This is a genomic window from Paraburkholderia nodosa DSM 21604 (assembly GCF_000519185.1).
Lineage (GTDB): Bacteria > Pseudomonadota > Gammaproteobacteria > Burkholderiales > Burkholderiaceae > Paraburkholderia > Paraburkholderia nodosa.
In genome coordinates this window covers 20,089-39,407 of the sequence record NZ_JAFA01000026.1, presented here as the reverse complement: position 1 = coordinate 39,407, position 19,319 = coordinate 20,089, and the positions used below count along the sequence as shown (strand labels likewise).

The 19,319-nt window shown below is 64.0% G+C and carries 22 protein-coding genes; 12 read left to right on the top strand and 10 right to left on the bottom strand.

Annotation, left to right across the window (positions count from 1 at the left end; translation table 11 throughout):
* The first annotated feature begins 73 nt into the window (after positions 1 to 73).
* The 6 genes from A3CW_RS0130155 to A3CW_RS48015 all read left to right on the top strand — a co-directional run bounded on the left by A3CW_RS0130155 (position 74) and on the right by A3CW_RS48015 (position 5,785).
* Positions 74 to 646, top strand: coding sequence for a TetR/AcrR family transcriptional regulator (locus A3CW_RS0130155; protein WP_028206885.1), 573 nt, complete (start codon positions 74 to 76; stop codon positions 644 to 646).
* Between the two features lie 76 nt (positions 647 to 722).
* Entirely contained in the window at positions 723 to 1,604 is an 882-nt protein-coding gene (locus A3CW_RS0130150) for an NAD(P)H-binding protein (protein ID WP_028206884.1), read from the top strand.
* A 44-nt stretch (positions 1,605 to 1,648) separates the two neighbouring features.
* Positions 1,649 to 2,365, top strand: a complete 717-nt coding sequence (locus tag A3CW_RS0130145; RefSeq protein ID WP_028206883.1) for an SDR family oxidoreductase — start codon at positions 1,649 to 1,651, stop codon at positions 2,363 to 2,365.
* Positions 2,366 to 2,787: 422 nt separating this feature from the next.
* Positions 2,788 to 4,176 carry a hypothetical protein gene (locus tag A3CW_RS0130140; RefSeq protein ID WP_028206882.1) on the top strand — a complete coding sequence of 463 codons (1,389 nt, stop codon included), beginning with the start codon at positions 2,788 to 2,790 and terminating at the stop codon, positions 4,174 to 4,176.
* A 112-nt stretch (positions 4,177 to 4,288) separates the two neighbouring features.
* Complete coding sequence (locus tag A3CW_RS48020; protein ID WP_051481803.1) at positions 4,289 to 4,912, top strand: glycoside hydrolase domain-containing protein; 624 nt, start codon at positions 4,289 to 4,291, stop codon at positions 4,910 to 4,912.
* 36 nt (positions 4,913 to 4,948) lie between these two features.
* Positions 4,949 to 5,785: a hypothetical protein gene (locus A3CW_RS48015; protein WP_051481802.1), complete on the top strand. Its 837-nt coding sequence runs from the start codon at positions 4,949 to 4,951 to the stop codon at positions 5,783 to 5,785.
* A 12-nt stretch (positions 5,786 to 5,797) separates the two neighbouring features.
* On the opposite strand, the gene A3CW_RS0130125 is transcribed toward A3CW_RS48015, so the two are convergent.
* Positions 5,798 to 7,168 carry an ATP-binding protein gene (locus A3CW_RS0130125; RefSeq protein ID WP_245623776.1) on the bottom strand — a complete coding sequence of 457 codons (1,371 nt, stop codon included), beginning with the start codon at positions 7,166 to 7,168 and terminating at the stop codon, positions 5,798 to 5,800.
* Positions 7,169 to 7,263: 95 nt separating this feature from the next.
* Positions 7,264 to 7,977: a response regulator gene (locus A3CW_RS0130120; RefSeq protein ID WP_028206880.1), complete on the bottom strand. Its 714-nt coding sequence runs from the start codon at positions 7,975 to 7,977 to the stop codon at positions 7,264 to 7,266.
* 140 nt (positions 7,978 to 8,117) lie between these two features.
* Between A3CW_RS0130120 and A3CW_RS0130115 the strand changes: the two genes are divergently transcribed.
* The 4 genes from A3CW_RS0130115 (at position 8,118) to A3CW_RS0130100 (ending at position 12,574) form a co-directional block, all read left to right on the top strand.
* Complete coding sequence (locus tag A3CW_RS0130115; RefSeq protein WP_035514406.1) at positions 8,118 to 9,344, top strand: ABC transporter substrate-binding protein; 1,227 nt, start codon at positions 8,118 to 8,120, stop codon at positions 9,342 to 9,344.
* Between the two features lie 5 nt (positions 9,345 to 9,349).
* Positions 9,350 to 10,447, top strand: coding sequence for a FecCD family ABC transporter permease (locus tag A3CW_RS0130110; protein ID WP_028206878.1), 1,098 nt, complete (start codon positions 9,350 to 9,352; stop codon positions 10,445 to 10,447).
* Entirely contained in the window at positions 10,444 to 11,271 is an 828-nt protein-coding gene (locus tag A3CW_RS0130105; RefSeq protein WP_028206877.1) for an ABC transporter ATP-binding protein, read from the top strand. Before A3CW_RS0130110 ends, A3CW_RS0130105 begins: the two co-directional genes overlap by 4 nt.
* A 163-nt stretch (positions 11,272 to 11,434) precedes the next feature.
* The gene (locus A3CW_RS0130100) at positions 11,435 to 12,574 is read left to right on the top strand and encodes a porin (protein ID WP_028206876.1); all 1,140 of its coding nucleotides are present in this window, start codon (positions 11,435 to 11,437) and stop codon (positions 12,572 to 12,574) included.
* 12 nt (positions 12,575 to 12,586) lie between these two features.
* On the opposite strand, the gene A3CW_RS48010 is transcribed toward A3CW_RS0130100, so the two are convergent.
* Positions 12,587 to 13,087 carry an SET domain-containing protein gene (locus tag A3CW_RS48010; RefSeq protein WP_051481813.1) on the bottom strand — a complete coding sequence of 167 codons (501 nt, stop codon included), beginning with the start codon at positions 13,085 to 13,087 and terminating at the stop codon, positions 12,587 to 12,589.
* A gap of 247 nt (positions 13,088 to 13,334) precedes the next feature.
* Here A3CW_RS48010 and A3CW_RS0130090 point away from each other — a divergent pair, with 247 nt between their 5' ends.
* Both A3CW_RS0130090 and A3CW_RS48005 read left to right on the top strand, forming a co-directional pair.
* Positions 13,335 to 13,790, top strand: coding sequence for a MarR family winged helix-turn-helix transcriptional regulator (locus tag A3CW_RS0130090; RefSeq protein WP_028206875.1), 456 nt, complete (start codon positions 13,335 to 13,337; stop codon positions 13,788 to 13,790).
* Between the two features lie 264 nt (positions 13,791 to 14,054).
* On the top strand, positions 14,055 to 14,246 hold the full coding sequence (locus tag A3CW_RS48005) for a hypothetical protein (protein ID WP_035514402.1): 192 nt from the start codon (positions 14,055 to 14,057) through the stop codon (positions 14,244 to 14,246).
* Positions 14,247 to 14,497: 251 nt separating this feature from the next.
* On the opposite strand, the gene A3CW_RS0130075 is transcribed toward A3CW_RS48005, so the two are convergent.
* The 7 genes from A3CW_RS0130075 to A3CW_RS0130045 form a co-directional block, all read right to left on the bottom strand.
* Positions 14,498 to 14,911, bottom strand: coding sequence for a VOC family protein (locus A3CW_RS0130075; protein WP_028206874.1), 414 nt, complete (start codon positions 14,909 to 14,911; stop codon positions 14,498 to 14,500).
* Positions 14,912 to 14,938: 27 nt separating this feature from the next.
* Positions 14,939 to 15,472 (bottom strand): helix-turn-helix domain-containing protein, encoded by a 534-nt coding sequence (locus A3CW_RS0130070; protein WP_028206873.1) that lies wholly within the window; start codon positions 15,470 to 15,472, stop codon positions 14,939 to 14,941.
* A 98-nt stretch (positions 15,473 to 15,570) separates the two neighbouring features.
* Positions 15,571 to 15,936, bottom strand: coding sequence for a hypothetical protein (locus tag A3CW_RS0130065; RefSeq protein ID WP_028206872.1), 366 nt, complete (start codon positions 15,934 to 15,936; stop codon positions 15,571 to 15,573).
* A gap of 266 nt (positions 15,937 to 16,202) precedes the next feature.
* Positions 16,203 to 16,970, bottom strand: coding sequence for an ABC transporter ATP-binding protein (locus A3CW_RS0130060; protein WP_028206871.1), 768 nt, complete (start codon positions 16,968 to 16,970; stop codon positions 16,203 to 16,205).
* Positions 16,971 to 17,000: 30 nt separating this feature from the next.
* Positions 17,001 to 17,714, bottom strand: a complete 714-nt coding sequence (locus A3CW_RS0130055; protein WP_028206870.1) for an ABC transporter permease — start codon at positions 17,712 to 17,714, stop codon at positions 17,001 to 17,003.
* Positions 17,711 to 18,400, bottom strand: coding sequence for an ABC transporter permease (locus A3CW_RS0130050; protein ID WP_028206869.1), 690 nt, complete (start codon positions 18,398 to 18,400; stop codon positions 17,711 to 17,713). The genes A3CW_RS0130055 and A3CW_RS0130050 overlap by 4 nt, the downstream gene beginning before the upstream one ends.
* A gap of 65 nt (positions 18,401 to 18,465) precedes the next feature.
* On the bottom strand, positions 18,466 to 19,224 hold the full coding sequence (locus tag A3CW_RS0130045; protein WP_028206868.1) for an ABC transporter substrate-binding protein: 759 nt from the start codon (positions 19,222 to 19,224) through the stop codon (positions 18,466 to 18,468).
* Between the last annotated feature and the right edge of the window lie 95 nt (positions 19,225 to 19,319).

Genomic DNA, 19,319 nt, shown 5'->3' with positions numbered 1-19,319 from the left:
CCAAAACGCGCCTTGACTTCCATTTAGATGATGACTACCATCTAAACAACATCGGATCACGGAGCGGGTCATCATGAGGAAGTCGAAGGTCGAAACGGCGCAGACGCGGGAGCGCATCGTTGAAGTCGCGGCTGGGGCATTCAGGGCGAATGGCATCCACGCAACGGGACTTGCCGACGTGATGGCCGCCGCAGGGCTTTCGCATGGCGGCTTTTATCGCCATTTCGAGTCGAAGGATCAGCTGGTTGCCGAGGCGTGCGAAGCGGGGCTGGCCGGCATCGTCGAAAACCTCGTCGCCGCTGCGGATGGGGCCACGGGCGAGGACGCTTTCCGGGCGATCGTGGACGCGTACATGTCCACCGGTCATCGCGACGCGCGCGCGAACGGTTGTCCGCTTGCCGGCATGGGCAGCGAGCTGGCACGCGCGGACGACGCAACGCGGGCGGCGGCTTCGCGCGGGTTCGACGCGCTCGTGGACATGCTGGCGGCGCGCATGGCAACACCGGAGGAAGAGGCGGACCGCTCGCAGGCCGTTTTCGCGCTCGCAGCCATGATCGGCGCGCTGACCCTGGCGCGCATCATCCCCGATCAGGACGCTTCCGCGTCGCTGCTGGAAGATGTCAGGCAACACATCGAAGTGATCTGAACGAAAGCGGTCGCCAGAGACTGGCGATTCATTTTGTGCTCACATGTGCATATGCACTTTTAACGGAGAACTCATCATGCAACAGCGAAAATTCCTGATCACCGGCGCCACTGGCAAAACCGGCGTGCACGTGGTCAATAACCTGGTCGAAGCCGGTCATGCGGTTCGCGCGATGGTCCGTACGGAAGACGCCCGCAGTGCCGCGCTGCGAGCCGCCGGCGCCGAAGTGGTGGTCGGCGATCTGCTTGATCACGACGACCTGATTCGCGCCACCTCGGGCGTGACGGGCGCTTACCTCTGCTATCCCGTTCGGCCCGGGTTTATTCAGGGCACCGCGTATTTCGCGGACGCCGCGCGCCGCGCCGGTCTCGAAGTCGTCGTGGAAATGTCGCAGATTTCCGCACGCGAGGATGCGAAGAGCCACGCCGCGCGCGACCACTGGATCGCCGAACGCGTGCTCGACTGGTCAGGGGTACCGACCATTCATGTGCGCCCGACCTTTTTTTCCGAATGGCTGATCTTCCCGTGGGTGCGCGACACCCTCGTCAAGCAAGGGCAGATCACGCTGCCTTACGGAGCGGGACGCCACGCGCCGATCGCCGCCGTTGACCAGGCCCGCTTCATCGCCAAGGTGCTCGCGCAACCGTTGGGCCATATCGGCAAGCGCTACGAGCTTTGCGGGCCGGTCGAATTCGACCACCAGGGCATTGCCGACGAGATCGGCAAGGTCATCGACCGGAAGATCGTTTATCGCCCCGGCACACTCGATGAATATCGCGAGCATTTGCAGAAATACGACCTCCCCGAGTTTGCAATCCAGCACTTCATCGAAGTCGCCGTCGATTACCAGAACGGCGTGTTCAAGGGGACCGACAGCATCATCGAGCAGGTTACCGGCAAGGCGCCGCAGACGGTCGAGGCGTTCGTTCGCGCTCATCGCGAGCTTTTCCGGGTTTGATTCAAACGAATACTTTGTATCACTAATTTAATTGGAGATTCAAAATGAAAATCAGGAATTCCGTCGTGTTTATCACCGGCGCAAGCCGTGGCCTCGGTCTGGCGTTTGCACGCGAGGCGCTGGCCCGCGGTGCCGCCAAAGTCTACGCAGGGGTGCGCGATCCGGAAGGCTTCAGCGAACCCGGCATCGTCCCCGTCAAGATCGACGTGACGGATCCGGCCTCCGTTACGGCTGCCGCGAAGATCGCCGCGGACGTGACGCTGCTCGTGAACAACGCAGGGATTGCGGAAATTCTCGCGTCGCCGCTTGCGGCAGAGGCGGAGGAACAGGCGCGGCGCATCTTCGAAACGAACTTTTATGGCGTCATTCGCACGACCCGCGCGTTCGAATCCGTGCTGCCGAGCGACGGCAACGGCGGCGTGATCAACGTGCTCTCCGATGTCTCGTGGCGAGCCGTGCCGTTCCTCGCGCCGTATTCCGCTTCGAAGGCGGCGGCCTGGAGCTATACCAACAACACCCGGCTGCACTTCATCGAGCGCAAGATCGGCGTGGTCGGTGTGCACGTCGGCTTCGTGGATACCGATCTCACGAAGGATTTCGACGTGCCGAAAGCCAGTCCCGTCGATGTCGTTCGCCAGGCCTACGACGCGCTCGAAGCGGGCGAAAGCGAAGTGCTCGCGGATGCGGGCAGCCGTGAGTTGAAGCAATCGCTTTCGGCTGGGGTGCCGGGTTATATCGACCCTTCGGTGCTGCTGGCATAGCGATGTTGCGGCGAGCAGCCGCTTCCCCGGCTGCTTCAATCTGCTTTCCTAACCTTTCAGAAAGATGATCCTGAAGGTTTAGAATCATTGTCTTGTGTTGCCCGCTTTCTTAAACATTTAGATATCCGAATATTGGTCAATTCAGTGCGGCTTCGCACACAACCCGTGTTTCCATTGTTGAGAGTTTCGTCGAAACGGCTGAATGTTGAACAGACGGCACCTTAGGTTCAAATAAATCGAATTGAAGCGTGCCACTTAGAGGCGGTTCGTAAGTTCGAAGGGAGACGGGGGATATCCAGTTAGCTTACGTGCCGGTGCCTGCCACACCGTGATGTCATTCCCGGGAGAGCATGATGCCGCTCTTTGCTCGCAGGAGGCTGAGTTCTTCGGAGCGCGCACTGAACCGTCGGATTGCGGCTCAAATGCGCGTTGAGTGGCTGGCCCGCGTGGCATGCAGGAACGGAACATTTCAGGCGGAACCCTACCGTCAGCTGTGGGAGGCCTCGCAACGAGCAGTCAGCGAAAACGCGAGCGCCGAGGAAATCGGCGACTTCTGGCACAAGTATTGGGAATTTACGCGAACCGCCGGGGCACGCACGTTCACGATGCGGCTTGCGACGCTTTACGACGGCATCAAAGTTTGCCTTGGATTCGGCGCCCAGGTCGATTCGCCCCTGGTTTCCAGAAGGGTGCTCAATGTGGCGGCGGCCCAGGTGCAGTACGCGCTGCACTACGCGGCCCAAACCGCCCGCAAGATCGATCCCAACGTGTGCGCGGCATTGCTGCGAAGTTGCACTGCGGTTCAGAGCCCGACGGTCACGGAACCCGAAATCGCAGCGTTCTGGGTGCAATACCAGCAGTTCAACGAACAACTCGATCCGGCTTCTATCTCGTCGTCGACCAGGACGCTGCAGGTACGAGAAAGCGTATTTGTTGGCCCTTTTATCGTGATGGGCCTGCTCGCGTTGATCGTGTTCGGCAGTACGGTATTCGTGCTGGCCCAGTACTCCAGCGTCGTCGCGGACCGCACGCATCTCGATGAAGCATTGAACAGCCTCCGTATCGCCAATTCCGATCTCGAGGGCTTCGTGCCCGAGCGGACGACTGGTCAGCCGCTAGCCGTGAATTTCGTGGACGGCTCGACGAAGGCGGGGGAGGCGCTGCCGGCAAGCACGATCGTGGTGGCGAACCTGGGCGCGCGTCATGCCGCGCGGGCAAGCTTGCCGGTGCAGGGTTTGGCGGACCTCGACTGGGCCGCCCGCGCGGAGCCCAATACCTATGAAGAAGCCTGCACGGAGCGCATCGTGGCAGTCGGCCGGGTAGGTCAGGCCGCGGACGTGCTCCAGTCCTGGCTGACTGCGAAGGGCATTAAAACGAAGGGCGCCGTGCCTGAGGCCGCGCAGAAAGCCGCGGCCCCAGCGGCGAGCCTATGCGGCGAGCCCGATGAAGCGATCTTGCCGCTCGCCTACGCGTTGCGATTCGCCGCCTCCGTGAAGGTGGATCGCTACGCGCAATTGCTGTTGCCGACGTTACTGGGTCTGCTCGGCGCCACGATCTTCATGCTGCGGCAGATTATCGGGCAGATAAAGGACGGTACGTATTCCCAACTGTTCTATTCGCAGGCCGTCGTTCGCTTGTGCCTCGGATCGTTTGCCGGCTTCAGCACGGCGCTCATTTTTTCGCCCGACTCGCTTTCCGCGCTCAAAGGCTTGACTGCGAGCGGCATTGCGTTCGCCGCCGGCTATTCGATCGATATTGTGTTCGCGTTCCTCGACAAAATCGTCGGGGCGTTTTCCACCCGTGATCACTGAGCGCCGCGATTCACGTTGTGACCGCTGAACGCAGCAAACGAAAGTGATGCGTTTCATTGATTTCGAGCGGCCTGTCTATCGACGGCCACCTAACCGCCAAACAGGAGGCGCTATGTCCACCGGCATTGACACGACCCAGAACTGCACTGCTCACGCCAGCGCCTTGCGCGCAGCGGGATATGACTTCATTGGCCGCTATCTCAGCAGGTCGACGTGGAAGCTTATCGGTGCGGCGGAAGCGTCGGCGCTGCGCGCAGCCGGCTTGAACCTCGTCCTTGTCTATGAGGACGGACCGACCGCGCCGAGCTATTTCAGCTTTGGCCGCGGTCAGATCGACGCACAACGCGCCGCAACGCAGGCGGCGTTGCTTGGCGCGCAGGATGCGACCTGCATCTATTTTGCGGTCGACTATGACGCGTCGCTTGCCGACGTGAATGGCTGCATCGGCGACTACTTCAAGGGCGTGTCGGCAGGGCTAGCCGGGGTTGCTGGCACGGGAGGGACGACGGCCGCCGTGCCGCATTACCTCGTGGGCGCTTACGGCTCGGGACGCACGTGTCGGGCGCTCCAGCAGACGGGTGCCGCGCAATACACCTGGCTTGCTCAGTCGTCAGGCTGGGCCGGCTATGACCCGGTCGGATCGTGGTCGATCGTTCAGGGCATGCCCGTGGCGGTAGCTGGCGTGTCGGGCGACCCGAACAAGGCTGATGCGGCTTACGGCGCGGTTGCTCCTTAGGCACAAGCGTGCGCTCAACGACAAACGGAGCAGGTCATGTTAAACAGTACAGTTCTCGAAGTCGGCATTGGCCTGGTGTTCTGCTATTTCGCGGTGAGCCTTGCCGTCAGCACCGTGACCGAGCTTTTTGCGTCGCTCTTGCAATTGCGCGCGAAATGTCTGCTATCCGGCGTCAAGCAGATCCTGAACGACCCGCAGTTCAATGGCATGGCGCGCGACCTCTACAACCACGCGCTCGTGAGCCCGCGCGACTCCGGTGACGCGACGAATGCGCGCGACCTGAAGTACAAGCCCTCCTATATTCCGTCGAAGGACTTTGCCCTGGCGATGATCGATATCCTTCGGCGCGCGCCCGGCGCGGACCAGGACATCGGTCAGTCGATTGCCACCATCCAGAACCAGCAGTTGAGGGAGGTATTGCAGGCGATGTATCGGCACGCCAATCAGGATGTCGGCCAGTTTTCTGACGCGCTCGGCAAGTGGTTCGACAATGGCATGGACAGGCTCTCCGGCACCTACAAGCGCTGGTCGCAGTTCATTTCATTTGCCGTGGCGCTCGTCATCGTGATTGCGCTGAACATCGATACGGTTTTTCTGTTCAGGATTCTGTGGGTGCATCCCTCGCTCGCGGGTGCGCTGCACTCGAGCGCGGCTTCCGATGCGGTCTCCCTGATGAATCAGTTGCCGATCGGCTGGCAAAGAGATGACGCCTACGCAGACGGCGTGGTCTGGATGATCGTCGGCTGGCTTCTCACGGCGAGCGCAACGTTGTTCGGCGCGCCGTTCTGGTTCGATCTGCTGCAAAACGTGACGAACCTGCGCGGCACCGGGCCGTCCACCGACGACGCTGCCCGCAAAACGGCGTCGAACTGACGGCCCGTCGGCTCAATCGCCTGTCGGCAAAACCAGCTCGGCATCGAACCCAACAACTCGCTCATCCACCACGCGATTGCGCAGCGCGAGCGTGCCGCCATGCGCGGCCGCCACGCTGCGCGCAATCGTGAGCCCCAATCCCGTGCCGCCGGGTGCATCGCTGCTACGCGAATCGATGCGGAAATAAGGCTCGAACACGCGTTCGAGCAGCGCGGCATCGGCAATGCCGGGCCCGTTGTCGCTGATCACCACGCGCACGCCATCTTCCACGTCGCAAACGGTGACGCTCGCCTCGCCGCCATAGCGAATCGCGTTGTCGAAGAGATTCTGCAGACAGCGTTTGAGGTTGCGCGCAAAGCCCGGAACGGGTGCGCGCACGCTGCCAGTCACGCGCGCAAGATGGCCCTGTTCGCGTGCATCCCCGGCAAGGCCTTCGAGCATCGAAACGAGGTCGATGCGCTGGCGCGGTTCGGTGATCTCCACGCCCTGCACGGCGTCGAGCGTGGCGCGCACCATGCCTTCCATGTCTTCGAGGTCGCCGCGCAAACGCTCGCGCGAAGCCGGGTCCGGCAGCATTTCGACGCGCAGCCGCAGCCGCGTGAGCGGCGAGCGCAAGTCGTGCGAGACGGCGCTCAGAAAGCGCGTGCGCGCAGCAAAGCTGTCGATCAACTGCCGCTGCATGGCGTTGAACGAGTGCGCCGCATTGCGCACTTCGCGCGGACCCGCCTCGGCGAGAGGCGCGCGATAGATATTGCGCCCGAGCGCTTCGGCCGCCGTCGCGAAGCGGCGCAATGGCGCAAGTGCGAAGCGCACCGCCACCATGGCGATCAGGCACACAGCGGCGAAGCGCAGCAGATAGATCCGCAGCAGGTAATCGATCACGAGCGCGCCGCGCTCGGTATGCATGCCCGCCTGGCCTTCGTTCGCGTGGATGTCGAGCCAGCCGTGTCCGGGCACTTCGAGTTGCACGTGAAAGTCGCCGGTGGGCGTGCGCGAGTCGAACAGGCTCAGCACGCCGCCTTCCCGGCGCGCGCCGTCGCGCACCTGAGCGTCGATGAGATGCACGTCGATGGGTTCGGACAGGCGCTTGCGGATCACGCCTTCGATCAGCCCGGCGGTGGCGCGCTGCGCGAGCGAAAGCGTGGCGGGCGTGGCCAGCGGCGCGCCTTGCACCCACTGCAGACGGTAGCGGTCGTCGCCGAGCGTGCCGACGATCGCCTCGCGCGTCGCCGCATTGGGCGCGCGCTCGATCAGGCGCACCGTATCGGCGAGACGGCTGCCGAAAAGGCGCGCCGGAATTTCGAGCGTGCGGTTGTCGTGGGTTTCGAACCAGATCGTGCTGGTCAGCAACTGTCCCGCGAACATGCCCGCCGCGAGGATCACGACGAGGCGCCCAAAGAGCGTGTCTGGCCAAAGCGGCCGAAGTGGCCAAAGCGGCGGCCAGCGGCGCAACTTCGCCGCGATTTGCGCGACCCGCCTCACGCTTCGTACCCAACGTCGGCCACGAGCATATAGCCCTCGTTACGCACGGTGCGAATCAGCGTGGCCTCGCGCGCCGAGTCCTTCAGGTGCTGGCGCAGCCGGCTCACGCAGACGTCGATGGCGCGGTCGAGCGGCGTCAGGCTCTTGCTGAACACCTGGTCGAGCAGAAACTCGCGCGAGAGCGGGCGGTTCGGATGGTCGAGCAGCGTGCGCAGCGTGCGGTAGTCCGAGCCGCCGAGCGAGACGACCACGCCGTCGGGCGAGCGCATCTGCTTCATGCGCGTGTCGAGGCGCCAGCCCGCGAAGGTGATGAACGCGTTCGCGTCGGCGGGGCGGGTGCCCGGCACGGCGCGCGTGCGGCGCAGGACCACCTTGATCTTGGCGAGCAGTTCGCGCGGATCGAAAGGCTTGGGCAGATAGTCGTCGGCGCCCATTTCGAGGCCGAGGATGCGGTCGAGCAGCCCGCCGCGCGCCGAAAGAATGATGACGGGCGTGTCGTGGGCCCGGCGCAGCTCGCGCGTGAGGTCGAGTCCGTCTTCGCCGTCGAGCATGAGGTCGAGCACGATCAGGTCGATCTGGGCGGTGCCGAGTATCTGCTTCATCTGCGCGCCGTTGGTGGCGGCGCTCGCCTGGTAGCCCATCTCGCGCAGGTAGTCGCGCAGCAGTTGCCGGATGTTGGCGTCGTCGTCGACGACCAGTATGTGATCCATCTTTTTCTCTTGCTGCCGCGGGCCGTAAGCCGCGCCAACACATTCCATTACAAAACGGCCGGTTTCAACACATCGCCATTACAAGCGGCCGTTAAAGTTGCACCCGCAAATAGCAATCGTTCGCATTTACAGAATATATCATGTTGACCTTTCGATTGATCCCCGGCTTGACCCGCCTGGCGCAGCGGGGCGCCGTCCTGGCCGCAACTTCGACCGCCATCGCCTTGAGCTGCAGCGCAGCCGCGGCCGAGGCCGCCACGCCCGCCGTGGCGCAGACGGCCCAGGCGCCGCTCGCCGTCACCGACCTCGCGGGCCGCACGATCAAGGTGCCGGCCGAGCCGCACCGGATTCTGCTCGGCGAGAGCCGTCTGCTTGCCGCGGTCGCGCTGCTCGAGGGGCAGAAGCCGCTCGCGCGCATCGTGGGCTGGCAGGGCGACCTGCCGACCATGGACCCACAGACCTTCGAGGCCTACGCGCAGCGCTTCCGCGAAATTCGCCAGATCCCGCTGATCGGCAAGGCGACCGAGGACAGCATCAGCGACGAGAAGGCGCTCGCGCTCAAGCCCGATGTGGCGATCTTCAGCGTGGCGGGCCACGGCCCGAGCCGTTACAACGCGCTCGTCAAGCAGCTCGAAGCGACCGGTACGACCGTGGTGTTCGTCGACTTCCGCGTGCATCCCATGCAGAACACGCTGCCGAGCATCAAGCTGCTTGGCGAGGTCCTGCATCGCGAGAAGGAAGCCGATGCCTATATCCAGTTCTATCAGCAGCATCTCGCGCGTGTGCAGCAGGTGGTGAACGCGATTCCCGAGTCGCAGCGCCCGAAGGTGTTCGTGGACATGCTGGCGGGCGTGTGGGACGCGGGCTGCTGCCACACGGCGGGCAAGGGCAATTTCGGCGAGTTCGTGGATGCCGCGGGCGGCCGCAACATCGCGGCAGGCCTGTTGCCCGGTGTGCTCGGCGACATCAGCATGGAGCAAGTGATCGCCGCGCGGCCCGATGTGTACATCGCCACGGGCAGCCGCACGAAGCCCGGCCTCGCTTCGCTGCGCGTGGGCGCGCTCACGAGCGAGCACGACGCCGACGCGAGCCTGGCGCAATTGGCCGCGCGCCCCGGCTTCGACGCCATCAAGGCGATTCACGATGGCCGCGTGCATGGCATCTCGCACAACTATTACGACTCGCCGTACAACATCGTCGCGATCGAGGCGTTCGCGAAGTGGTTCTATCCGCAGCAGTTCAGCACGCTCGACGTGCATGCGACCGAGCGCGAGCTGTATCGCCGCTTTCTCGCGATTCCCGATACGGGCACGGAGTGGGTCGATGCGCCGTTGCCTGCGGCGCAAGCGCGGCAGGCTGCGCGGTGAACGGCATGCGCTTGCCCGCAGAGGCCGCGCGGCCTCTCGACGCCATGCCCGCTGCGCACGACGCGAATGCGCAACTGCGCGCCTACGCGCGCCTCACGCGCCGCCGCGTGCTGTGCCTCGTAGCCGTCGCGTTGCTGATCGTCGCCTCGCTGCTGTTCGACCTCAGTTCCGGCCCTGCGGGCCTGCCCATCGCGACCTTGCTGCGCACGATCTTCGTGCCCGCATCGGCTGATCCGGCCAACAGCGTGATCGTGTGGCAGATCCGCCTGCCCTATGCCGTCATGGCGCTCGTGGTCGGCGCCTCGCTTGGCATTTCGGGCGCGGAGATGCAGACGATCCTCAACAATCCGCTCGCGAGCCCCTATACGTTGGGCGTTTCGGCGGCGGCGGCCTTCGGCGCGTCGCTCGCCATCGTGCTCGACGTGGCGATTCCGGGCGTCGCGCAAACGTGGATCGTCTCGGCCAACGCGTTCGTATTCGCGTTCGCTGCGGCGCTGCTGCTCGATTTCGTCGCGCGCTGGCGCGGCATGAGCACGGCGGGCGTCGTGTTGATGGGCATCGCGCTCGTGTTCTCGTTTCATGCGCTCGTCGAACTGATGCAGTTCGTCGCCTCCGCCGACGCGCTGCAGGGCCTCGTGTTCTGGACGCTCGGTTCGCTCGCGCGCGCCGACTGGCCGAAGATCGGCGTGCTCACGGCGGCGCTCGCGCTCGCGTTGCCGTTCTCGATGCGCAACGCGTGGACGCTCACCGCGCTGCGCCTGGGCGAAGAGCGCGCGGCGAGCTTCGGCATCGACGTGCGGCGGCTGCGCCTGGGCACGCTATTGCGCGTGTCGGCGCTCTCGGCGCTCGCCGTGTCGTTCGTCGGGACCATCGGTTTCGTGGGACTGATTGCGCCGCATATCGCGCGCACGATTTTCGGCGAGGATCATCGCTTCTATTTGCCGGGCAGCCTGCTGCTCGGCGCGCTGATGCTCTCGCTCGCTTCCATTGCCTCGAAACTGCTCGTGCCGGGCGTGCTGATTCCGGTGGGGATCGTCACGGCACTCGTGGGCATTCCGCTCTTTCTCGGCATCGTCGTGCGCTCGCAGGGAGCCATGCAATGAGCGGATTGTCGATCCACGCGCTTTCGGTGCGCTACGGCAAGCGCGAGGTGCTGAGCGACTTGAGCGCCGGGCCGCTCGCGCGCGGCGAAATCACGGCGCTGCTCGGGCCGAACGGCAGCGGCAAATCCACCTTGCTGCGCACGCTGGCGGGACTGAACGCGCCACGCAGCGGTTCGCTCACGCTCGATGGCGCGCCGCTCACGCTAAGCGCCGCGGGTGCGCGCTCGCACAGCGTGGTCTATCTGCCGCAAGCGTTGCCCGCCGGCGTGCGCCTCGCGGTGCTGGAGTCGGTCGTGGTGGCCGCGCGCGCGGGGCGCGATCCGGTATCGCAGTGGGGCGCGTCGCGCGCTGCGTCCTCCGCGCAGATCGCGCACGCGCATGCCGTGCTCGAGCGGCTTGGCATCGCTGCGCTCGCGGGCCGCTCGCTCGACGAACTCTCGGGTGGGCAGCGCCAGCTCGTGGGCATCGCCCAGGCGCTGGTGCGCGATCCGCAGGTGCTGCTGCTCGACGAGCCGTGCTCCGCACTCGACCTCAATCACCAGTTTCATGTGATGCAGGTGCTGCGCGAGGTGACGCGCGAGCGCGCGATCGTCACTGTGGTCGTGCTCCACGACATCAACGCTGCCGTGCGATCCTGCGACCGCGCGATGCTGCTGCATCGAGGGCGCATCGCGCGCCTCGGCGCACCGGCCGAGGTCGTCACGGCCGACAGTCTTGCCGAAGTGTTCAGCGTTCGCGCGCGCATCGAGCCATGCTCGCGCGGACAGCTTCAAGTTCTGATCGACGGTCTCGCCGGTCAGCAGGGCATCGCCAGCCGCCACTAGCGCGGCCCAGCCAGCCCGTTCCAACCGCCGTTTCAGCGCGTGCCTTCACGCTGCCGGACCGCATTCGCCCAGCGCGAATGCGGGGCCGGTTTGCGCGCTGAGCGGCCATCGCCATACGTAAAGCGCGCGCAAACGCGTGAATAACAACTCGAAGGAAAAAACAATGAAAAAGACGCTCGTCGCCGCAGCCCTTGCCGCGGCCTATGCATGCGGAGCCCACGCACAGAGCAGCGTGACGCTGTACGGCGTGATCGACGCCGGCCTCTCGTACAACAGCAACGCCGGCGGCCATAGCCTCTTCGCGGCCGGCAGCGGCAACGTCACGGGCAGCCACTGGGGCGTCACCGGCAGCGAGGACCTGGGCGGCGGCACGCGCGCCGTCTTCCGCCTCGAGAGCGGCTTCAGCGTGACGAACGGCACGCTGCGCCAGGGCGGCCGCATGTTCGGCTATCAGGCGTACGCGGGCCTCGAAAACAATCGCTACGGCGCGCTCACGCTGGGCCGGCAATATGACTCCGTGGTCGACTATCTCGCGCCGCTCAGCTTCACGGGGCGTCATCCGGGCGGCAACAATCTTTCGGCTCACCCGTACGACAACGACAACCTCAACAACTCGTTTCGCGTGAACAACGCGGTCAAGTACGCGAGCGCGAATTACGGCGGCGCGAAGTTCGGCGCGCTCTACGGTTTCTCGAACGAAGCGGGCGGCTTCGACGACAATCGCCTCTACAGCTTGGGCGCGTCGTACGATTTCGGCGGATTCGAGTTCGGCGCGGGCTACCTGCAGGCGAACAACGGCGGCAGCAGCAACACGAACGGTGCGCTCACGCTCACCGACCGCACGTTCATCGCGGCCCGGCAGCGCACCTATGGCGCGGGTGTCAATTACGTTACGCGCAATGCGCGCTTCGGCTTCGTGTGGACCCGCACGCAACTGGGCGGCCTCGATACGATCAACGGCGCGAACAGTCTCGGCCTCGTGCAGAACGGGCAGGGCGCGAGCTTCAGCAACTACGAGGTGAACGCGAGCTACCTGTTCACGCCGCAATTCAGCCTGAACGGCGCGTACACCTACACGCAGGGCGCGCTTTCGAGTTCAGGCGGCGAGCATCACCCGCGCTGGCACGAGGTGTCGGTGCAGGCCGACTACTTCCTCTCGAAGCGCACCGACGTCTATGCGCAGGCGAGCTACCAGCACATCAGCGCGGATGGGTCGGGTCTCGGTGCGGATATCAGCGGGCAGTCGCCGTCGTCGACGAGTCAGCAGACGGTTGTTGCGATCGGCATGCGGCACAGGTTCTAGGCAACGTGCAGCTTAAAGCAGGCTGACTACGCTGACGATGCTGCTCAAGCCGGCGTCAACGCCAACGCCAACTCCGGCGCCGGCGAGCATCGTCCCGCGGCACAGCGGCGCGCCGCAGCGGCAGATGTATTCGCGCATACTGTCTTCGCAGGCGTCGTCGGGCAGTTCGAGCGCGTAGTCGATGAACAGCTCTTCGCCGGGCAGGATGTCGCGGCACGCGTCGATGAACACGTGGCCGTTGATTTCGATCGTTTCGCAGTTCGCCTGGCACGCGTGGTTGAGCCAGCGCGCCCAGTTGCCGCCCTGGCCGCCGTCGATCACGCGGCCATCGGAAAGGCCGAAGAGAAACGTATGCGCACCGTCTTCACGCAGACGATAACGCCGGGCCGCGCTGCGCCAGCTCATGATCTTGCCTTTGTATTCGAAGATGCGCTCGCCGGCCCGCAGGGGGCGCAACGCATAGACGCCTTTTCCGTGCACCGGCGACTGCCGGACAGTCATTCGTTTGCTCATGGCCATCTTCGCGCGTTGAACGCGTGCAGTATAAGCGGCCACGATGAAAGCGAGTGATGAAAATGGATATGGGCATCGACCTTGCGTATCGCGCCGTCACACATTGCGTGCACCGTGTTGATGCGGACGGCGCCCGACTCTCGGCTTCTGCCACATGTGTGCCTCGCAGTTGACCTCGCGGGCAGGATCAAGGCAACATACCCGGGATTCTTTCGCGAGTTTCCGGATCCAATTTTCGAGTGGGCATATGGCAAGCACGAATGAGCCAGGCGCAGACGCCTCGCTGACCTATCGGCTGAAGGCATTGACCAAGATCGCCGACCGCATGAGCAGCGAGATGTCGCGCGACAAGCTGGGTGTGCCGTATCCGGAGGCAAGCATCATCGCCGCGATCGGCACGTTCGGTCCGCAAACCGTGATGGATATCTCGCGGCGCGCCAACCTCGACAAGAGTCAGGCGAGCCGCACGGTCGAGGCCATGCTCTCGAAGGAGATCCTCGCGCGCACGGGCAACGACAAGGACGGGCGCAGCGTCATCATTTCGCTCACCGCCGAAGGCCGCAAGATTTTCAAGAAGATCGGCCCGACCCTGGACAAGCGCGAAAGCGACCTTTACCACGGGCTGAACGAGGCCGAGCGCGTCGCGCTGCGCTTCCTGCTCGACAAGATCCTCGCGTCACACGGCTGGGACGCCACGCCCTGACCGCCTGCTGGTCCGTGCATGAATTTCCGGCACGCGATCAGTCATTGAATTGTCATCAAATTGCCACCGCGAAGCGCAATGCCGCTTCGTGGCGGACCAGGCGTTAACGCTCAGTGGCGCCCAAGCATAAAAGAATGGCATTTGAAGCGAAAAGCGCTTCGATGGATTGCCGTATCGTCCGCTCACATCGAAAAGCATGCGGGTTGCGCCGTGCAGACCGTCGGCCGCCGCATGCGGATCTAATTTCTTGGGAGCAGGACTGACATGAAAGACATCATCGCGGAAAGCCAGGGGACGAGCGCCGAGGATCGCGCGACGAACGCCGCGCTACGCAGCGGGGCGGATCGCGCAAGCCGCAGCGCCGCTGCGCGTTCGCCTTCGAACTGGGCGTGGGCGACGCCGTCCAGCCAGTACGACTGGATGGACGGCCACGCTCCGTTCGCTGCGCTCGATTAGCGCAAATGGCAATGATCTGAAGACCGATGCGCTCCATTCAACGCTCGCACGCGACAGGGTGTCGCCTGCGAGCGGGCTATTTCGGCATGATAGTTGACTTGTCATGTAACTGAAAGTCGGCGGCAGGCAGCGCTGCAATGGAGGCAACGATGTTCAGGAACATTAGCAAAACGTATCCGGACCTGGTGGGCGATCGCACGCGTGTGCAAACCTCGCGAGTCATCGCCTTCGAAGCCGCGCATGCCTGGCCGCTATGACTGCTTCGGCGCCTGGATCATCTTCCAGCCGTTGCCGGCAGGATCGCGAAAACCCGCGTCGACGCTGCCGTAGCGGTCGACCGGCTCCTGGGTGAATTCCACGCCCAGGCCTTTCAGGCGCTCGTAGCTGGCGCGGCAGTCCGCCACCGCGAGCACGAGGGGCGGCATGGCGCCCTTGGCGACCATGGCGCGCAGCGTTTGCGCGGTGGCCTCGTCGTGAACCGGCGGCCCGGGCAGGAACAGCCCGAGCTGGAACGATGGCTGCTCCGGGTGCTGGACCGTGAGCCAGCGGTACGCCCCATTGCGCACGTCGGTATGCACACGGAATCCGAGTTTGTCGACGTAGAACTTGAGCGCCTCGTCCTGGTCGTCGACATACAGGCCCACCACATTGATACCCTGATTCATAACACCTCCCTGGTTAGTGACCGCACTTCAGGTCCGCACTTTAGCCTTGCCCGTACGCCGCCGCTTCTCCAAAACTGCTGTGGTGAGGTCGGGGCGCTGCGCGGCTTTCAGCACGCAGGCCGGCACGCGGTCGATCTCGGGCAGGTTGGCCCGCGCCTGGACGCGCATGGCGCTGGGGCTCGAGCCGGTCACGTCGCGAAACGTGCGGCCAAAGGTGCCGAGGCTCTCCCAGCCGGTGGCGAAGGCGATGTCCGTGATGTCGAGATCGGTGTCGCGCAACAGGGTGGTGGCCTGCTCGATGCGCCGCGTGAGCAGGTAGCGATGCGGCGGGAGGCCGAAGGCGCGCTTGAAGGAGCGCGCGAAATGCGCTTGGGAAACGCCGCTGACCTCGGCCAGGCGCTTGACGGGCCAGGCCTCGTGAGAGGCGGCGTCCATGCGGTCTTTCGCGCGCAACAGACGGCGCAGCAGGGCTGGGTCCAGGAGCGGTTCGGCGTCGGGCGGTTCAGGATGCGCATGGGCGAGCGTGGGCGCATCGGCGTGGAGGGCTGCGCTAGCGGGCATGCATTCGTCTGGAGTGGGCGGCATGCCGGTAGTTTAGGCCCAACGGCGATCGATGGCCGACGATCGGCTTTCGATCGGTTGGGCCTGCCAGGCGTCGCTCACTGCGATTCGACGAACTCGATGATCTCGCCGTTGTCGCGCTTGAGGTACACGTCGGCGCCTTTCATGCGCACTTCGTTGCACGAATACGGCATCTTGCTGCCCTTGCTGCAGATCTTGCCGTCCTCGGCTTTCCAGTCGCCGTGGTCGGCAAAGCCTTTGCTCGACTTGAAGTCGTAGTCGCCGTTATTGCCGTACTGCACGTGCCACGTGCTGCCATCGGCGATCTTGATGTCGAACGCCTTGCCAGAGAGGCGTTGCTGGATGTCGGCCGCGCTGGGGCTCGCGGAACCGTCCGGGAATGCCGCGGAGTCTGCAAAAGCCGTAGCGGGAACGATGAGCAGGAGGGCAAGCAGCTTCTTCATGGGAGGTCTCCTGAAAGCCGGATTACTGCCTTGCTTCGACACGATGGAGCGGCGCGCTCGCCCGGCGGATAGCCCGATGCCAGGCGTGGAGGCGAGCGTTGCGCGTCGTTCGCGTGCACGTTTTCACTATAGCGCTGGGCGATTTCGCCAATGTGGTCTGGCGCACACAAGGCGTGTAACCGGGGGCCGCAAGTCGATGTCCGCACATCGTTGCGCATGCCCCCGATGTGTGCTGGCGGCCCGTGAAATGTCTGCCCGCCACGACCTTACTTCAACCGTCCCGCCAGGAACTGCTGCAGCCGCTCGCTGCGCGGCGTATTGAGCACTTCCTTGGGGTCGCCTTGCTCTTCGATCTTGCCCTTGTGCAGAAACACGACGTGATTCGACACGTTGCGCGCGAAGCCCATTTCGTGCGTGACGACGATCATGGTGCGGCCTTCCTCCGCGAGCTTTTGCATGACCTTGAGCACTTCGCCCACGAGTTCGGGGTCGAGCGCGGAAGTGGGCTCGTCGAACAGCATCACTTCGGGCTCCATGGCCAGCGCGCGGGCGATCGCCACGCGCTGCTGCTGGCCGCCGGAAAGATGCGACGGGTACTTGTGCTCGACACCGGCAGCCAGCCCCACCTTGTCGAGGTACTTGCGCGCGCGGGCCTCGGCCTCGCTGCGGCTCAAGCCCAGCACGCTGACCGGCGCCTCGATGATGTTCTCGAGCACGGTCATGTGCGCCCAGAGATTGAAGTGCTGAAAGACCATCGAAAGGCGCGTGCGCATTTTCTGGAGCTGCTTCGGATCGCTCACACGCAGCGCGCCGCCGCGGTCGGCGCTCGTACGGACCTCCTCGCCGTTGAGGGTGATGCGTCCCGAGCAGGGCGATTCGAGAAAGTTAATGCAACGCAGAAACGTACTCTTTCCCGAACCGCTCGATCCGATCAGGCTGATCACGTCGCCAGCCTTTGCCTTGAGCGATACGCCCTTCAAAACCTCGTTCTCGCCGAACTTCTTGTGCAGGTCGTCGACAATCAGCTTGTACATACTCGGTTCACTCCATCAGGACTGAAATTCTTAATGGCCTTGCGGCTTCAAATAGGCCAGCACACGTGTTTCGAGGCGGCGGAAACCCCAGATCAGGGCGAAGACGATGGACGCATAGAGCGCCGCCGCGATGCCGTACGCCTGGAACGTCATATAGGTGGCGGAATTCGCGTCGCGCGCCACTTTCAAAATGTCGGGCACGGTCGCGGTGAAAGCCAGCGTCGTGGCGTGCAGCATGAGGATCACTTCGTTGCTGTACGAGGGCAGGGCGCGCCGCAATGCGGAAGGCAGGATGATGCGCGTGTAGACCTTCGTCTTCGACATGCCATACGCCTGGGCCGCTTCGATCTCGCCATACGAGGTCTCGCGAATCGCGCCCGCGAAAATCTCGGTGGCGTAAGCGCACTCGTTCAATGCAAAGGCCAGCAGCGTGCAGTTCATGGCACTGCGAAAGAAGTCGCCAAGAACGGGATTGGCGTGCACGAAGTGCAGGCTGTACAGGCCGGTGTAACAGAGCAGCAACTGCACATAGAGCGGCGTGCCGCGGAACACATACGTATAGACCCAGACAGGCCGCGAAAGCCACGGGTTGCGCGACGCGCGCGCAATGGCGAGCGGCACGGCAAGCAGGAAGCCCGCCACGATCGACACGACCAGCAGCCAGAGCGTGATGACGAGGCCGCTCGTGTTGAAGCCGTCGCTGTACAGATAGTTGGGCCAGTATTGACGAAGCAGTTCGATCACAGCGCTGCCCTCCGCACACCGGTCGAATAGCGCTTTTCGAGGCGGTGCAATGCCAGGTTGGAAACCGTGGTGATGGCGAGATAAATCGCGCCGGTCACGAGCGTGAAAAAGAAGAACGCCTGGGTGGCCTTGCCCGCATCCTGCGCGGCCTTCACCACATCGGCGAGACCGATGATCGAAACGAGTGCCGTGGCCTTCACGAGGACCTGCCAGTTATTGCCGATGCCCGGCAGCGCGAAACGCATCATCTGCGGGAACAGGATGCGCGTGAACACGCGCGTGGAACTCATGCCGTATGCAAAACCGGCTTCGATCTGCCCGCGCGGCACGGCGAGAAACGCGCCGCGGAAGGTCTCCGTGAAATACGCGCCGTAAATGAAACCGAGCGTGATGACACCGGCCACGAACGGGTCGATGTCGATCTGGTCCATGCCCATCATGTCGGTCGCGTCGTTGAGCCAGATCTGGATGCTGTAGAACAGCAGCAGCATGAGCACGAGGTCGGGCACCGCGCGAATGAGCGTGGTGTACGCCGTGCCGATGCGCGAAAGCACGCGGTTGGGCGAGAGCTTCGCGGCAGCGCCCGCAAGCCCGAGCAGAAACGCGGCGCCGAGCGAGAGCACCGCGAGCTTGATGGTTTCCCACGTGCCCGCGAGGAGCAGCGGGCCGAAGCCTTGAAAGACCATGGAAGGATGTCCTCGTTCAGGGGAGCAGGGCTCCCCCTGGTTGTTGCCGATGAAGACGGCGGTGCTTAACCGCCGTAGACGTCGAAGTCGAAATACTTCGACTCGATCTTCTTGTACGTGCCGTCCTTGATCATGTCGGCGATCGTCTTGTCGATCTTCGCCTTGAGGTCGGCATCTTCCTTGCGCAGGCCGATGGCGGCGGCGCCCGTGGGGATTTCCGCTCCCGCGAATGCAAAGCCTGCGCCACGCGGCGTCTTCAGGAAGCCGAGATTGGCCTGCACTTCGTCTTGCAGCGCGGCGTCGAGGCGACCCGACTGCAGATCCAGATAGACCTGATCCTGGTTCTGGTAGGGAATCACGTTGATGCCCTTGGGCGCCCAGTTCTGCTTCGCGTAGGTCTCCTGAATCGAGCCTTGTTCGACGCCCACCGTCTTGCCTTGCAGCGAAGCGATGGTCGGCTGCAGCGGCGAGCCCTGCTTCGCGACGAGGCGCGTGGGCGTGTTGAACAGCTTGGCCGAGAAGGCGATCTGCTGCTCGCGCTGCGGGGTGATCGTGAGCGCGGAGAGCGCGCCGTCGAACTTCTTGGCCTTGAGGCCCGGGATCATGCCGTCGAAATCCTGCTCGACCCACACGCACTTGGCGTTCAGGCGCCGGCAGATTTCGTTGCCGAGGTCGATGTCGAAACCGGCCAGCTTGCCATCGGTCGCCTTCGACTCGAACGGCGCGTAGCTCGCGTCGGTGCCGAAGCGGATGGTGGACCAGTCTTTCGCATACGCGCCACCGGCGGCAAGGGCGAGGGCGACACACAAGGCGAGTTTCTTCATGAAGTCTCCGATAGGAAGGGTTGGCGTGTACCCGGTCATGGACTGGCGGTTCGGCCCGGCAAGTTGTCTATACAATTATCGATGCGTCGAAAAGA

Bases quoted from the DNA above. Each gene is read 5' to 3' on its own strand.
- A3CW_RS0130155 (WP_028206885.1), top strand. From the start codon at position 74: ATGAGGAAGTCGAAGGTCGAAACGGCGCAGACGCGGGAGCGCATCGTT.
- A3CW_RS0130150 (WP_028206884.1), top strand. From the start codon at position 723: ATGCAACAGCGAAAATTCCTGATCACCGGCGCCACTGGCAAAACCGGC.
- A3CW_RS0130145 (WP_028206883.1), top strand. From the start codon at position 1,649: ATGAAAATCAGGAATTCCGTCGTGTTTATCACCGGCGCAAGCCGTGGC.
- A3CW_RS0130140 (WP_028206882.1), top strand. From the start codon at position 2,788: ATGCGCGTTGAGTGGCTGGCCCGCGTGGCATGCAGGAACGGAACATTT.
- A3CW_RS48020 (WP_051481803.1), top strand. From the start codon at position 4,289: ATGTCCACCGGCATTGACACGACCCAGAACTGCACTGCTCACGCCAGC.
- A3CW_RS48015 (WP_051481802.1), top strand. From the start codon at position 4,949: ATGTTAAACAGTACAGTTCTCGAAGTCGGCATTGGCCTGGTGTTCTGC.
- A3CW_RS0130120 (WP_028206880.1), bottom strand. From the start codon at position 7,977: ATGGATCACATACTGGTCGTCGACGACGACGCCAACATCCGGCAACTG.
- A3CW_RS0130115 (WP_035514406.1), top strand. From the start codon at position 8,118: ATGTTGACCTTTCGATTGATCCCCGGCTTGACCCGCCTGGCGCAGCGG.
- A3CW_RS0130110 (WP_028206878.1), top strand. From the start codon at position 9,350: ATGCGCTTGCCCGCAGAGGCCGCGCGGCCTCTCGACGCCATGCCCGCT.
- A3CW_RS0130105 (WP_028206877.1), top strand. From the start codon at position 10,444: ATGAGCGGATTGTCGATCCACGCGCTTTCGGTGCGCTACGGCAAGCGC.
- A3CW_RS0130100 (WP_028206876.1), top strand. From the start codon at position 11,435: ATGAAAAAGACGCTCGTCGCCGCAGCCCTTGCCGCGGCCTATGCATGC.
- A3CW_RS48010 (WP_051481813.1), bottom strand. From the start codon at position 13,087: ATGAGCAAACGAATGACTGTCCGGCAGTCGCCGGTGCACGGAAAAGGC.
- A3CW_RS0130090 (WP_028206875.1), top strand. From the start codon at position 13,335: ATGGCAAGCACGAATGAGCCAGGCGCAGACGCCTCGCTGACCTATCGG.
- A3CW_RS48005 (WP_035514402.1), top strand. From the start codon at position 14,055: ATGAAAGACATCATCGCGGAAAGCCAGGGGACGAGCGCCGAGGATCGC.
- A3CW_RS0130075 (WP_028206874.1), bottom strand. From the start codon at position 14,911: ATGAATCAGGGTATCAATGTGGTGGGCCTGTATGTCGACGACCAGGAC.
- A3CW_RS0130070 (WP_028206873.1), bottom strand. From the start codon at position 15,472: ATGCCCGCTAGCGCAGCCCTCCACGCCGATGCGCCCACGCTCGCCCAT.
- A3CW_RS0130065 (WP_028206872.1), bottom strand. From the start codon at position 15,936: ATGAAGAAGCTGCTTGCCCTCCTGCTCATCGTTCCCGCTACGGCTTTT.
- A3CW_RS0130060 (WP_028206871.1), bottom strand. From the start codon at position 16,970: ATGTACAAGCTGATTGTCGACGACCTGCACAAGAAGTTCGGCGAGAAC.
- A3CW_RS0130050 (WP_028206869.1), bottom strand. From the start codon at position 18,400: ATGGTCTTTCAAGGCTTCGGCCCGCTGCTCCTCGCGGGCACGTGGGAA.
- A3CW_RS0130045 (WP_028206868.1), bottom strand. From the start codon at position 19,224: ATGAAGAAACTCGCCTTGTGTGTCGCCCTCGCCCTTGCCGCCGGTGGC.